Here is a 14,498-nt window from a genome sequence, read left to right as displayed (position 1 = left end):
TTGTATCATGTTAATTCAAGTTTGTCAACACTTTATCAATATTTTTTAATGACTGATATGTTCCTTAAATCAACTCTTCTTAACACGACAACGTTACTTATTATAATAGATTATTATTTATATGTCAACAAGAATTTTAAAAATTATAAATTAGTCGTTATTACATGGTTAAAAGCCAGGACAAGTACCACTATACCAATAAATATTCTGTATATGGCAAAGACCCTCATAGGTTTTTTCTTCAGGAAACCTATAAACTTATCCACAACTACCAATGCAACTACGAATGAAACTACAAAACCTATTACAAGGGCTATTATTTCCGGAACTGTCATAGCTATCTTGACCTTCAAGAGAGAATATCCACTTGCAGCTATCATAGTAGGTATAGCCAATATAAATGAAAATTCTGCAGCTGCAATATTTGTAAGTCCACTTACCCAGGCTCCCATTATGGTAGATGCAGACCTCGACATCCCGGGCCATAGCGATATACATTGAAAACACCCTATCTTAAAAGCCTGTCTTATATTTACATCCTCAATTTTATTTGTCTTGTTGCCCCTCCTATATTTGTTTTCCATGAATATCATGAGGAACCCACCAAATATAAGTGCACAGGCAACAGTTATGGGATTGAACAATTTTTCCTGTATCATATCATTGAATATAACTCCAATTACAGCTGCCGGTATAAAAGCTACGAAAATATTGAACCAAAGTTTGAACCCCCATTTCCCGGGAGCAAGATTTTTAAGTGATCCTGATATTTTATTCCAGTAGAGTACCAGTATTGCAAGTATTGCTCCAAGCTGAATTACAATCTCAAACATGTCCACATAGGCCTTTCTATAAAGTGGATATTGAAAATTGATTAAATTGCCTACTATTATCATATGTCCTGTAGAAGATATAGGCAGGAATTCCGTTATACCCTCTACAATTCCAATTATAACTGCTTTGATCATAAGCATTAGTTCCACTATACTCACTTGTTTCAACTCTCTCTCTTTATAATTTTTTAATCTTATACACTGCCATAATATGTATGAAATTTCTAAAATATAAAATACTTTACATAGTATAATTTTAACAACAATTTTTATTATACTATCATACTCACGGATTGCACAATAAGCATATTGTTAACAAATTGTTATATAAATCCTATTTTCTCCCGGTAATAATGTAGATTGCAAATACAATCATCAAGGCTCCTATAATCTGAAGCATATATACTTTTTCCCCCAGAATGGCAGCTGACATAATAATGGAGGCCGGTATTTCCAGGTTACATATTATAGAAGTTCTAACCGCCCCTATGTACTTTATTGAAGCATATAGAAGAGTCAGCGGTATTACATCAGTCACAACTGCAAGCAAAATTATATAAAATATTCCCTCCAATTTGAGATCATTGTTGAACAAAAAATATGGAGGACTGTATATGACCAAGGTTATTAAAGAAAATAATGTTGAATAGGCATTTATAGTCATGGAGTCAATATTCTGAAGATTTTTTTCACTGTACAAATTCATAAATGCATAGAATACAGCACTTAGAAGCCCGAAGATTATACCCTTGAATGTATAATCCATACTGCCATTGAATATGTTCAACCCAAGAATACAGCCTGTAAAAGACAATATTACAGCCATTATCTTCTGAAACGTAACCTTTTGATTTCTAAAAATAATGGAATATATAAAAATCATTATGGGATATGTAAACAAAAGTATGGTTACCATGGCAACACTTAAATATTTAAGAGACTCATAATAGAACAGCGTCATAAATGTAGTCCCGAATATACCTAGAACAGCCAGATGAAATACTTGTATCTTTTTTACATGCAGCAGCTCTCTGTTTTTTGCAAATATAAATAAAAACATCAGGACAACAGCGGCAATATATTGGGCTATTAATATATTAATTGAATCAAGTCCTACTTTATATGCAAGTTTGACAAATATTCCTGCCGATCCAAACATGACAGCAGCCAGTATAGAATAAATATATCCTCTTTTCAGTTAAATCACATCCTTACCTCAAGTTAATTCTTCCATAATTTTATTCTTCATACGCCAACTTTTTGATGTAAAATTCATCATATTGTATTATAATATTTAAGAGTTAAAAATAGCTAGTTCTATTTTTAAATAAAAGGTGGTGTGAAAAATTAGCATAAAATCTTTTTTCAGCATTATAGTTTCAAAATTAATAATAAAACTGTCAAGAACCCTGTTTAAAGGTGGCAGCAATTTTCCAGGGAGGATTGCGCTAAAATTAGACAAAAATATTTTGAAAACTCTTTGCAAGAACTATAAAGTTATAATTGTCACAGGCACAAACGGTAAGACCACCACTACAAGTATGATATACCATATGTTAAAAGACAGTGGAAAATGTGTAATAACCAATAATACCGGTGCAAACATGCTGCCTGGAATAGTTTCCTGCTTTTCAGAAAACTATTCTTTTAAAAAATGCAGTAAAACAAATTATGCAGTCATAGAATGTGATGAAGCCAACCTCACGCTTTTAACTGACTATGTAACTCCTGAAGTAATAGCCATCACAAATTTATTCAGAGATCAGCTGGACAGATATGGCGAGGTGTATACTACTTTAAATAAAATTTTAGACGGCATAAAAAAAGTACCCATTTCAAATCTAGTATTAAATGGTGATGAGCCTCTCCTTGGCGACATAAATCTTCAGAATAGGACAATATACTACGGTTTTAAGTGCAGTTTAAATCACAGTAAAGAAGTTGATATAAATGCTGATTCAAAGTTCTGTAAAAATTGCAAGCATCCTTATAAATACAATTTCATAACCTACAGTCATCTGGGTGATTTCTATTGTGACAACTGCGGTTACAAAAGACCACCTCTGGATTATGCACTTGAAGAAATCAAGAGTAAAACTCAGGATGGCTCCCTGGTTGCAATAGACGGAAAGGAATACTACATAAATCAGCCCGGGGTTTACAACATGTACAATGCACTATGTGCCTATGCCGTTGCAAGGGTATGTAACATACCTAGCTCTGTAATCCATTCTTCACTGGAAAATCAGGAAAGCAGTTTTGGCAGGCAGGAAATCATAGATGTAGAACACAAGGAAGTCAAAATAATACTGGTAAAAAATCCTGCAGGCTATGATGAAGCAATAAACAGTATAGCGCTGGACAGCAAAGTTTTCAGTCTTGCTGTACTTCTTAATGACAACTATGCAGACGGAAGAGATGTATCATGGATATGGGATGTAAATTTTGAAAATCTGTCTTCACTTAATATAAACAATATATTCATCTCGGGAATAAGGCTTTACGATATGGCAATAAGGCTTAAAATTGCCGGGCTTGACGAAAACAAGTTCATATTGTGCAGGGATTTTAAAAAACTTACTGATGAAATAAAAAGCTGCAGAGAAAACAAAATATATGTACTTGCAACCTATACTTCAATGATTGGCTTTAGGAAATATCTTAATTCAAAAGGATACATAAAGAAGTTATGGTAAATTAAAAGAGGTGTTTTATTATGGAACTTAACATATGTCATCTATATCCGGATCTATTGAATGTATATGGAGATCTCGGGAATATAAGGATATTAAAATACAGAGCTGAAAAAAGGGGTATAACTGTAAACATTAAAAACATATCACTCGGAGATCCTTTTGAATGGGAAAAATATGATATAGTCTTCTTTGGCGGAGGTCAGGACTATGAACAGTCAATAGTATCTGAAGATCTTATAAAAAACAAGAAGTCAGGGATAAAAAAATATATCGAAAACGGGAAGGTATTTTTATCAATATGCGGCGGCTATCAGCTTCTTGGCAAATATTATACTACTCCGGATGGTAAAAAATTATCAGGACTGGGAGTAATAGATATATACACAGAAGGCGGCAAGAAGAGGTTCATAGGAAATACCGTAATCCACAATGATCAGTTCAACGAAACCTATGTCGGCTTTGAAAACCACTCTGGAAGGACATATATAGGAAATCTGAAACCGCTTGGAAAGGTAATCAAGGGATACGGAAACAATGGAGAAGACGGCTATGAAGGATGTGTATACAAGAACTGTTTTGGTACTTATTTTCACGGCTCCCTGCTTTCAAAAAATCCTGAGTTGTCAGACAGATTTATAAAATTGGCCCTATCTAAAAAATATAATGATCAAATAAATTTAGAGCCCCTGGACGACAGCCTTGAAATAAATGCAAAAAAGTTCATAGTGCGAAGAGAAACAAGTTCAAAATAAATAAAAATGCCTGTCCCAAAATAGGTTTCGGGACAGGCATTTTTATAAGATATTCTTAATATTTACATTTAAATCTATTTTCAAATTCAGCTATCAATCCATCTCTAAAGTCCGGATGGGCAATTTTTATAAGTTCCCTTGCCCTCTGCTGAAGTGTCTTACCCCTAAGCTGTGCTATACCATATTCAGTTATTACATACTGTACATCATTTCTGGAAGTAGTTATAGCTGCTCCCTTATTTAAAAATGGGACTATTCTTGAAACTTTTCCATGAGCTGCCGTAGACGGTATTGCAATAATTGACTTTCCATCCTCCGCCATGCTTGCACCTCTTGCAAAGTCCATCTGTCCTCCTACTCCGCTTATCTGTCTCAGGCCTACACTTTCAGAACATATCTGACCCATAAGATCTATTTCCACACAGGAGTTTATACATATCATCTTGTAATTTTTCTTAACAACCTCAGGATTATTTACATAATCTACAGGCCAGGATTCAATCATAGGATTATTGTCTATAAAATCATATAATTTCTTTGTTCCCATAAGAAATGTTATAACTATTTTCCCTGGATGAAGTGTCTTTTTCTTATTTGTAACCACTCCTGCTTCAACTAATTCCAGAACACCATCAGATATCATTTCAGAATGTATGCCCAGATCCTTTTTATCCTTCAAAAATAAAAGTACTGCATCCGGTATTGCACCAATTCCAAGCTGAAGCGTTGATCCATCCTCTATAAGAGATGCACAGTAACTTCCAATCTTCTTTTCAACCTCTCCTATTTTGGAAGGCTGCAATTCTACTACAGGACGTGAACTCTCAACTATGTAATCAATATCGGAAATGTGTATGAAATTATTTCCCATAACCCTAGGCATGTTTTCATTTACTTCGGCAATAACAAGTTTTGCACATTCTGCTCCTGAATGTATGTAGTCATTTGATACTCCATAGCTGCAAAATCCATGGTTGTCAGGTTTGCTCACTTCAATAAGTGCAACATCTACTGGAATATAGCCTTCTTTGAACAGCCTTGGGATCTCACTGAAAAATACTGGAATATATCCGCATCTTCCTTCTGAAATGGCTTCACTGGTCCCTTTTCCGGTAAAAAAGGAATTGTCATGGATATAATTTTCCACTCCCTTTTCAACATACCTTGTTTCACCTTTAGGTATCATGTGATATAATTCCACATTTTTATATTTCTCCTTATTGTCTACCAAAGCATTTAAAAGTACCTGAGGTTCTGCACATGCATGTCCAAATACCACTTTGTCTCCGGACTTTATATGTGACACTGCCTCATCTGCGCTGACAACTTTGCTCTTATATAGTTCTTCTAAATTCATAAAAACCATCCTTTCAAATTAAGTTTGTTAAAAAAACTACAATTGCATATAAAAATAACTTCCTAAATAATTCCATTATTTATGTTATTATTTATATTCACATCATTCTGGGTATAAGAAAATATAAATTCAGTAAATATTACACCTACAGATTCGTTATAGAAATCCTTTTCATTAATAGTGACAGATAATAAAAGCAATATTCATTTGTTTACTTTTTAACAATGTTTTATTTCCATAGTGAAACTTTTTTCTAAGATTTTTTTGAGATATAGCTTAAAGGCAAGCGACAATAATAATTTGATTTATTATTTCAAGCATAAATTGATCTCTCTTACATGAGGTCAATTTATGCTTTTATTTTTACCTTTAATTAGTAACATGCTTCCTGAATTTTTAGTATGCAGATTCAGTATATAATAATAATCAAATTTGTTCAAAATTAATAATATTTTCTTTCAGGCAAAATAATGCCCCTATCTAATAATAACTTGTGGATACTGTTATTTCCTAATTTTTTTTATCCACTATTATTTTAAATTCTCCATTTTCAAAATCAACTCTTACACTGGAACCTTCCTGTATATCATCTTTTATTATCTTTTTGGCAATAGATGTCTCAAGGGTATTTTCTATATACCTCTTAAGCGGCCTTGCACCATATACTGGATCATATCCTTCCTTTGCCATAGTTTCCTTTGCAGCATCACTTATGTCAATTGATATGTTTCTATCCCTGAGTCTATTTTTTATATCTTCAAGGAATATATCAATTATGGATTTTATTTCTTCTGTGTTAAGAGGTTTGAACATTATTATGTCATCCAGTCTATTTAAAAATTCCGGTTTAAACCTGGACTTCATCTCATTCATCACTCTTGCTCTTACATTGGCATCTATACTGTCCCCCCCGCTGTTTTCGAGAAGATAGCTGCTTCCTATATTGGAAGTCATTATTATAATACAGTTCTTAAAATCCACAACCTTTCCCTGGTTGTCGGTAAGCCTGCCATCGTCAAGTATCTGCAGGAAAATATTGAACACATCATCATGTGCCTTCTCAATTTCATCAAACAATATTACACTATAGGGTTTTCTTCTTACAGCTTCAGTAAGCTGTCCTCCTTCTTCATAGCCTACATATCCTGGAGGGGCTCCTATCAGCCTTGACACTGAATACTTCTCCATGTATTCAGACATATCTATTCTTATTATGTTGTCCTCACTGTCAAACAATGTTCTTGCAAGAGTTTTGGCAAGCTCAGTTTTTCCTACACCTGTAGGCCCTAGAAATATAAATGAACCTATTGGCCTTTTTGGATCCTTCATACCTGCCCTTGCCCTTATTACGGCATTTGAAACTGCAGTTACCGCTTCCTTCTGTCCTATTACCCTCTTTGAAAGCTCATCTTCCAGCTTTACAAGTTTCTGCCTTTCACCTTCCACCAATCTGGAAACAGGTATTCCAGTCCATTTTGAAACTATTTCTGAAATTTCCTGTTCTGTCACTTCCTCTTTCAGCATGGAATTGACATCATCCTTCTTTATAAGCTCTTCTTTTTCTTCTATCTCCTTTTGAATGCCTGGAATAACTCCATATTTTAATTCTGCAACCTTATTCAGATCATATTCCCTTTCGGCCTTCTCAATCTGTCCCTTTGTATCATCAAGTTTCTTCTTTAGATCCCTTACTCCGGTTATGACACTTTTTTCCTTTTCATATTTTGCAGTAAGCTGCTTATCCTTGTCCTGTAGATTGCTCAGTTCACCTTCAATAGATTTAAGCCTGTCTTGGGAGGATTTATCATGCTCCCTGGAAAGCGCTTCCTTTTCAATTTTGAGCTGAAATATCTTTCTCTTTACAGCATCCATTTCGGTAGGCATACTGTCAATTTCAGTTCTTATCATTGCACAGGCTTCATCTATAAGATCTATAGCTTTATCAGGAAGATACCTGTCAGTTATATACCTGTCTGAAAGTCTGGCGGCTGCAACTATTGCAGAATCATGTATTCTTATACCATGATATATCTCAAACTTCTCCTTTAATCCCCTGAGAATTGAAATCGAGTCATCTACAGAAGGTTCATCTATAATTACAGGTTGAAATCTTCTCTCAAGGGCTTTATCCTTTTCTATATATTTTCTGTACTCATCAAAAGTAGTGGCACCTATACAATGAAGTTCCCCTCTTGCAAGCATAGGTTTTATCAAGTTGCCTGCATCCATGGAGCCTTCTGTTTTTCCAGCCCCCACTATATTGTGGATTTCATCTATAAAAAGCACTATCTTGCCCTGGCTTTTTTCAACCTCCTTCAATACAGCTTTAAGCCTCTCTTCAAATTCGCCTCTGAATTTGGCACCTGCAATAAGTGCACCAAGATCAAGTGAAAATATTATTTTTTCCTTTAATCCTTCCGGTACATCTCCTTTTACTATTCTCTCTGCCAGTCCTTCAATTATGGCTGTTTTTCCAACGCCGGGATCTCCTATTAGAACAGGATTGTTTTTAGTCCTCCTGGAAAGTATCCTTACTACCCTTCTGATTTCTTCATCTCTTCCTATTACAGGATCAAGCTTGTGCTTCTTGGCTTCCTCCACTAAATTTCTACCATATTTTGCAAGTGCATCATAGGTGCCTTCCGGGTCCTGCGTATCTACAGTCTGATTCCCCCTTATCTGGGAAAGTACTGCCAGAAAATTGTCCTTATTTACATTAAATTTTCTCAATATACCGTCAACATCACTGGAATGTACCTTCATAATCCCCAGCATGACATGTTCCACACTTATATAAGAATCCTTGAACTTTTTAGCTGTTTTTTCAGCTTCAACCAGTACCTCCTCAAATCTTCTTGTGGCATATACGGAAGAACTCTGTGCTCCTTCACCCGTCACTTTAGGCATCTTATTCAATACGGATTCCGTTTCACTTCTCATTGATTCAATATTTATTCCCATTTTCTGAAATATATTTGGTATAAGACCATCTTCCTCTGAAATTATTGCAGAAAACAGATGAATGGCATCAACCTGCTGGTGATTATGTCTTACAGCCGTAAGCTGTGCCTCATTCAAAGATTGCTGAACTTTTACAGTAAGTTTATCTATATTCATATTCATGGCCTCCTTTTTTGACCTTCTTTGACCTTAACTAGATAATATTATTATACTTTTATTTATTCAACCTTTATATTTACCCGAATTTCAGGCTTTAAGATTAAAATAATCCATTATGCCAATATATATCAGCATATCTTCTTATTAAAAAAATTAGGGATATTAATTAAACTTAATATCCCTCCATTATATCCAGCTCTTTAAACAGATCTACCCCCTGCCGCAAATATTTAGCAGCTTCTGTATCATTGCCCTCGCTCATATAAAATTTTCCAAGCAGAATTGATATCTGCCCTATTTCATCCGTAAATCCCATATTTTTTACAAAGTTCAGTGCCATAATCAATATATTTTCGGCTTCTTTTTTATTGTTTTCAAGCATTGCCACCTTGTATCCAAGTATATAATATCCTACCAGCGCAGCATTATCTCCGTCTTCAACCGCAGACAATATTTCCTCAAGTACCTTTTTTGCACTTTTGACATCCTTCAATTTTATATAATTTATACAAATATTTTTAAGGGTTTCTCCTATATCAGGATCTTTTATTCTGATCCTAAGTTCCCTGGATTTATTTAAATGAACAAATGACTCCTCTATATTGTCAAATTCATAAAACAACTTTCCTAAATTATTTTCAATCCGTGCAATATTTCCAAAATCATTTATCTTATTGTATATTTCAAGTGCTTTTCTTGAATATTTTACTGCATTGTCCAGATCATTTTTTTTGCTATACTCATCCGCAATAAGGAGCATTGTCCTGGCATATTCATTACTGTTTTCCATTTTTCTGAACTTTTCTTTGGCAAGATATGAATAATTTATGGCTTTTTTTATATTATCCAATCTAAAATATACACAGGCTATATAATAATAAATTTTGCCAAGAAGATAATCATCAGCAAAATCATTATCTCTATATACTTTTTCAGCATGTCCAAAATAACTTATAGAAGCATGAAATGACTGAAGTTTCATAGTTGTCTTTCCCAAATATACAAAGGTCTTTATTATCTCTTCATAATTGTTATTTTTTATAAAAACAACATTTGCAGACAAAAAAAGCTGCTGTGCAACAGGATATTCACGACTTATAAAAGAGATTTTGCCCTTCAAATACAGACTTCTGGCAATTTTATATTCCAAATTATATTTTTCAGCATAATAAAGTGCATTTTCAATATATTTCTCTCCCTGAACCAGATCATTGTTTATTATGTATGACTCAGCTATATTTTCAAAATATGTGCAATTTTTTTCCGCCTGAACCTCTTCTGATTCCATAAGGTACTCAATAGAGGTTTTTAGTTCCTTTGCAATGTACTCAAGCAAATCCATACTTGGATTTGATTTTCCCGATTCAACAAGACTTATCTGCCCTGGTGTTATTCTGTCTCCTGCCAGGCTTTTCAACGTCATATTAAGTTCTTTTCTTCTTCTCTTGATTTTTTCTCCTAGGGAAAGTATCTCCATATATTCTGCTCTTCCTCCATTACACATTATTTATATTATTATATCATAAATTTAATGTCATATAAATGTATCCAGCAGGCATTTCTGGTACCAGATACATTTATATGAGTACCTGTTACTTAATCCATTCCATAACACCACCTGCAATATTTTTAATGCATCTGGAAGTTTTTTTCATCTTTTTTTTGGCAAATCCATCAACACCCGCCATCATTCCAACTGCCGTGCCAATTAAAACTCCTGCTACAAATTTATTGTGCATCATAATAAATCACCTCTACAATTATAATGTGCAAATTTATATCTTTTTATCCGAAGGTTACAATTGCTAATTCTCCCCTGAATTAACATTTCTGGAACGCTTATTCAAAAAACTTTTTAAAGCCTCCGATATACTTGTAAAATTTCTTACTCCCACTATATCGGACATATATTTTATAACCTCCCGGGTAATCAGAATTATATCCTTTTTTCCATGCCAGTTCTCAAGTAACACGTCCTCAGGCACTTCATCAATCACCATGTTAAGTGCAAAAAATGCTACAGCAATATCATCCATCTGTCCCAAAACAGGTATGAACCCAGGTATGAAATCTATAGGGCTTATTATGTATATCAGCGCATTGATTACTACAATTTTAACTTTTGATTTTACCCTTTTGTCTTTAAAAAGTCTCCAGAACAAAAGAACAATATCCGGCATCAGCATAATATAGTCTGATATTTTGGAATATTTATCCGGTATCTTGTCAGTCAACTTTTCTCTTAACCTGTCATATTTTTTGGAGACAAAGTCCGAATGTTTATGAGAATTTTTTTCTATATGTGGAAATTTTTTATTTTTTTCATATACTATATTTTCTACAGATATTTCTACAATACCCGACAAAACTGATATTTTCTTTAAATTCAGGTTAAAATGGGGTATGAGCTTTCTTGCAGTATTCAAGTCTATAATTATCGTGTCCTTGTCCGTTCTTATACCGTAACCGGAAAAGTCCCTCAATATTTTTTTTGCTAATTTATCTTTGATGACATTCAATACTCCTACTTTATATATCTCCACTTTATATATTTTAAGATTCAAATTATTGTCTTTTACATTTCCTATTCCTATTTTCACTTTAAAAGGAGCTGTAAAGTTTTTTCCGTATTTCCCCCTGATGGTTATTACCTCATCTATGGATATATCCTCTATATGCAGCCCCTCTATATGCACATAATCTTCTATCAGTTCCAATATATCCTGTTCTGTCAATCTAATATCGGCAGCAGATATTTTCATTTTTTATTCTCCTCTCATCAATAATACATAAAGTATACAATAAATTTGCCCTGCTGTGAATTGTATCCTGAATTACTACCAATTACATTAGCAAATTTTATGATTTTGATTAGACTAATATTAAACCATATTATATTATAGTAACATAACTATTCATAGGGAAATATATTAAAAAGAAGTAGGTGATTCGATGAAGAAAATTAAAAATAAAATGTTGGCACTGCCAATTTTAATAATTTTAATATGTGCATCAGTATTAATTTTTTCAAAATATACTGGTGGATCCATTATTTCAAAACCCTATAGCTCTTTTCAAAATGATCTTGAGAAAAATAGAATAAGCACCGTTTATATCATAAATTCGGAAAAAATAAAATTCAAATTAAAAAACGGCAAGGTGTATGAAACAGATAATCCTGAAAACAGCAGCTTCAAAGAGGAACTGCTTAGCAAAAACATAAGTGTACTTAAAAACTATCCTTTAAACAACATACAAAGATACTTTTCAATAACTTTAGTTTTATCCATAATATGGCTTATTGCCCTCTGCCTTAAATCAAACAAAATTAAAGCAAAAGGTTCCCTGTCCGTTGATTCACTGGATACAACCGCAGTGGAAAATCCGGATTTTACTTTTAAAAACATGGCTGGAAATGAAGAGGCAAAGGAAAGCGTTCAGGACGTAGTTGATTTTTTGATTGATCCTGAAAAATACAGATCATACGGTGCAAGAATCCCAAGGGGAATAATACTTTACGGAGAACCTGGAACCGGCAAGACTCTTCTTGCAAAAGCGGTGGCAGGTGAAGCCGGAGTACCTTTCTATGCAGTATCAGGATCGGATTTTGTACAGATATACGTAGGGGTAGGTGCCAGCCGTATAAGACAACTGTTTAAAAAAGCAAGAACCAACAAAACTGGAAAATCAATTATATTTATAGACGAGATCGATGCCATAGGCAAAAAAAGGGAAGGTGCTGCAGTTTCCGGCTCCGACGAAAGGGATCAGACTTTAAATGCACTTCTGACGGAAATGTCGGGTTTCAACGAAAATTCAGGAATTGTGGTCATGGCTGCTACAAACAGACTTGATACACTGGACCCTGCCCTTTTAAGGCCTGGAAGATTTGACAGACATATTGAAATAACACTTCCAGATATATCTGCAAGAGAAAAGATAATCAGACTTCATCTTGAAAATAAACCTGCTGGAGATATAAACATAAAAGAATGGTCGCAAAAAACAGCTTATTTTTCAGGTGCAAAAATAGAAAATCTCATAAATGAAGCTGCCATTATCGCCTGTAAGGAAAACAGTCCAACTATCGAAAACCAGCATATTGACAAGGCATTTTCCATAGTCCTGGCCGGATATGAGAAAAAAAACAGGGACTATATAAAGGACATAGACAGGAAAATAACCTCCTATCATGAAGTTGGACATGCCATTGTATCACTAAAGATGCTTCCCAATGAGAAAGTATCAAAAATTACAATCATACCAAGCACAAAAGGTGCAGGAGGATATACACTGAGCATACCTGAAGACAGATTATATCAGAATAAAATATATCTCATAAACAAGATGATGGTATTGTTGGGAGGCCGGGCAGCTGAAGATATCGTATTTGGTTCTGACTATATTACTACAGGGGCACACAATGACCTGCAGAGATGTACAAATATAGCCTACAATATGATAACAAGATATGGAATGGGTAAAACTTTAGGTCTTCTAAACATGGAGGAATTGTTTGATCTCAATATAAATCAGGACAATATAATTCTGGAATGTAAAAATTTAGTTGACAGTATCTACGATAGAACTAAAAAACTTCTGAGGGACAATAGAGAATTTCTAGAAAATAAATCAAAATTGCTTCTTGAAAAAGAAACTTTATTTGAAAATGATTTGTTAAATTGAAGCAATAAGGAAAATATCCAATAGCAGCTATTTGCTGTTATTGGATATTTTTCTTATAACAATTCTTGAAGATATTATACCACCCAATAGACCTCCTATATGCCCAAAATTATCTATATTGGAGGCGGAAAATCCAAATATAAGATTGAGTGCTATTACAGACAGTATATTGTATATATATTCCTTGCTTATTTTTTTCTTCATCTCAAGTGCAAACATCAGTGTGGCTCCAAGTAAGCCAAATATTGCACCTGATGCACCTATGGAAACATGCGGCGAAAAAACATAGCTTAAAAAAGATGCGGCTATCCCTGAAAAAAAGTATATGAATATATATCTCAATTTTCCATATACACTTTCCACCAGCGGTCCAACAACAACAAGTGCATACATATTGAATGCAAGGTGAACAATTCCTCCATGTAAAAACATACAGGACAGCAGCCTATAATATTGCCCCGATGAAATAAGTGAGTTTACTTTTGCTCCCATAAAAACAAGTACATTTATATTGCTTGTAAAAAGATTTCCTGACAATACCGCTGTTATAATGTAAAAAATTATGTTCAAGGCTACCAGCAAATAGGTTATTTCAGCACCTCTAAAGTTGAATTGATTATCTTTATTCTTCAATTCAATACTTTTATCCATACAGCTGGCTATTCTATATAGGATATCTGCTGATACCCGATTGGAGTACAATATTTTATTCGAGCTGCTGCTTATTAAAATTAATCCACACTGTGGATAACTTTCTCCGCTGTAAATATAATTTTCCGGAATATTTCTGGAGTCATCAATCAATAAAATTGTAAATTTTATTTTGCTGTATCCATATATTCTATTCAAGTCTGAATACATCCTGGCTGTATCTATCTTATAATAGGAATTTAAATTTGAAAAAACCATCACCTCGAAATTCCCGGTGTTTCCATCCAGAACATATAATCCCCATTTGCTTATGACTCCTGGTACATCCTTAATCTCTATAATATTAAATCCATAGGTTCTGTAAAGACCATTTACCAATTCATTTATATATTCATTCATAGAA

11 protein-coding genes are annotated in these 14,498 nt (G+C 33.9%); 3 read left to right on the top strand and 8 right to left on the bottom strand.

The annotated features are described in order from the left end of the window. Positions 1-143: 143 nt before the first annotated feature. Complete coding sequence (locus ACSVC9_RS00970; RefSeq protein ID WP_446899777.1) at positions 144-974, bottom strand: undecaprenyl-diphosphate phosphatase; 831 nt, start codon at positions 972-974, stop codon at positions 144-146. A 193-nt stretch (positions 975-1,167) separates the two neighbouring features. Then, complete coding sequence (locus tag ACSVC9_RS00965; protein ID WP_446898529.1) at positions 1,168-1,992, bottom strand: DMT family transporter; 825 nt, start codon at positions 1,990-1,992, stop codon at positions 1,168-1,170. Positions 1,993-2,179: 187 nt separating this feature from the next. Here ACSVC9_RS00965 and ACSVC9_RS00960 point away from each other — a divergent pair, with 187 nt between their 5' ends. Both ACSVC9_RS00960 and ACSVC9_RS00955 read left to right on the top strand, forming a co-directional pair. Next, the gene (locus ACSVC9_RS00960) at positions 2,180-3,529 is read left to right on the top strand and encodes a MurT ligase domain-containing protein (RefSeq protein ID WP_446899776.1); all 1,350 of its coding nucleotides are present in this window, start codon (positions 2,180-2,182) and stop codon (positions 3,527-3,529) included. Positions 3,530-3,549: 20 nt separating this feature from the next. Continuing rightward, the gene (locus ACSVC9_RS00955) at positions 3,550-4,281 is read left to right on the top strand and encodes a type 1 glutamine amidotransferase (protein WP_446898528.1); all 732 of its coding nucleotides are present in this window, start codon (positions 3,550-3,552) and stop codon (positions 4,279-4,281) included. A 55-nt stretch (positions 4,282-4,336) separates the two neighbouring features. Here ACSVC9_RS00955 and ACSVC9_RS00950 read toward each other — a convergent pair whose 3' ends face one another. The 5 genes from ACSVC9_RS00950 to ACSVC9_RS00930 form a co-directional block, all read right to left on the bottom strand. After that, positions 4,337-5,638 (bottom strand): acetyl-CoA hydrolase/transferase family protein, encoded by a 1,302-nt coding sequence (locus ACSVC9_RS00950; RefSeq protein WP_446898527.1) that lies wholly within the window; start codon positions 5,636-5,638, stop codon positions 4,337-4,339. Between the two features lie 510 nt (positions 5,639-6,148). Then, a complete protein-coding gene (gene clpB, locus ACSVC9_RS00945; protein ID WP_446898526.1) occupies positions 6,149-8,755 on the bottom strand; it encodes an ATP-dependent chaperone ClpB in 2,607 nt (868 codons plus the stop codon). 175 nt (positions 8,756-8,930) lie between these two features. Next, positions 8,931-10,235 (bottom strand): helix-turn-helix domain-containing protein, encoded by a 1,305-nt coding sequence (locus ACSVC9_RS00940; protein WP_446898525.1) that lies wholly within the window; start codon positions 10,233-10,235, stop codon positions 8,931-8,933. Positions 10,236-10,350: 115 nt separating this feature from the next. Then, positions 10,351-10,500 carry a YtxH domain-containing protein gene (locus ACSVC9_RS00935; protein ID WP_446898524.1) on the bottom strand — a complete coding sequence of 50 codons (150 nt, stop codon included), beginning with the start codon at positions 10,498-10,500 and terminating at the stop codon, positions 10,351-10,353. Positions 10,501-10,563: 63 nt separating this feature from the next. After that, complete coding sequence (locus tag ACSVC9_RS00930; protein ID WP_446898523.1) at positions 10,564-11,520, bottom strand: YkvA family protein; 957 nt, start codon at positions 11,518-11,520, stop codon at positions 10,564-10,566. Positions 11,521-11,710: 190 nt separating this feature from the next. On the opposite strand from ACSVC9_RS00930, the gene ACSVC9_RS00925 reads away from it, so the two are divergent. Then, positions 11,711-13,444 (top strand): ATP-dependent metallopeptidase FtsH/Yme1/Tma family protein, encoded by a 1,734-nt coding sequence (locus ACSVC9_RS00925; protein ID WP_446898522.1) that lies wholly within the window; start codon positions 11,711-11,713, stop codon positions 13,442-13,444. Positions 13,445-13,471: 27 nt separating this feature from the next. Here the strand turns inward: ACSVC9_RS00925 and ACSVC9_RS00920 are convergent, their stop codons facing one another. Further along, positions 13,472-14,494 carry a rhomboid family intramembrane serine protease gene (locus tag ACSVC9_RS00920; protein WP_446898521.1) on the bottom strand — a complete coding sequence of 341 codons (1,023 nt, stop codon included), beginning with the start codon at positions 14,492-14,494 and terminating at the stop codon, positions 13,472-13,474. Positions 14,495-14,498: the final 4 nt, after the last annotated feature.

This window comes from Clostridium sp. LBM24168 (assembly GCF_052953915.1).
Note: the sequence above shows the minus strand (reverse complement) of the source record. Positions and strands in the feature narration are given on the sequence as shown.

Bases quoted from the DNA above. Each gene is read 5' to 3' on its own strand.
- ACSVC9_RS00950 (WP_446898527.1), bottom strand. From the start codon at position 5,638: ATGAATTTAGAAGAACTATATAAGAGCAAAGTTGTCAGCGCAGATGAG.
- ACSVC9_RS00955 (WP_446898528.1), top strand. From the start codon at position 3,550: ATGGAACTTAACATATGTCATCTATATCCGGATCTATTGAATGTATAT.
- ACSVC9_RS00925 (WP_446898522.1), top strand. From the start codon at position 11,711: ATGAAGAAAATTAAAAATAAAATGTTGGCACTGCCAATTTTAATAATT.
- ACSVC9_RS00920 (WP_446898521.1), bottom strand. From the start codon at position 14,494: ATGAATGAATATATAAATGAATTGGTAAATGGTCTTTACAGAACCTAT.
- ACSVC9_RS00965 (WP_446898529.1), bottom strand. From the start codon at position 1,992: ATGTTTGGATCGGCAGGAATATTTGTCAAACTTGCATATAAAGTAGGA.
- clpB (WP_446898526.1), bottom strand. From the start codon at position 8,755: ATGAATATAGATAAACTTACTGTAAAAGTTCAGCAATCTTTGAATGAG.
- ACSVC9_RS00970 (WP_446899777.1), bottom strand. From the start codon at position 974: ATGCTTATGATCAAAGCAGTTATAATTGGAATTGTAGAGGGTATAACG.
- ACSVC9_RS00940 (WP_446898525.1), bottom strand. From the start codon at position 10,235: ATGGAGATACTTTCCCTAGGAGAAAAAATCAAGAGAAGAAGAAAAGAA.
- ACSVC9_RS00935 (WP_446898524.1), bottom strand. From the start codon at position 10,500: ATGATGCACAATAAATTTGTAGCAGGAGTTTTAATTGGCACGGCAGTT.
- ACSVC9_RS00930 (WP_446898523.1), bottom strand. From the start codon at position 11,520: ATGAAAATATCTGCTGCCGATATTAGATTGACAGAACAGGATATATTG.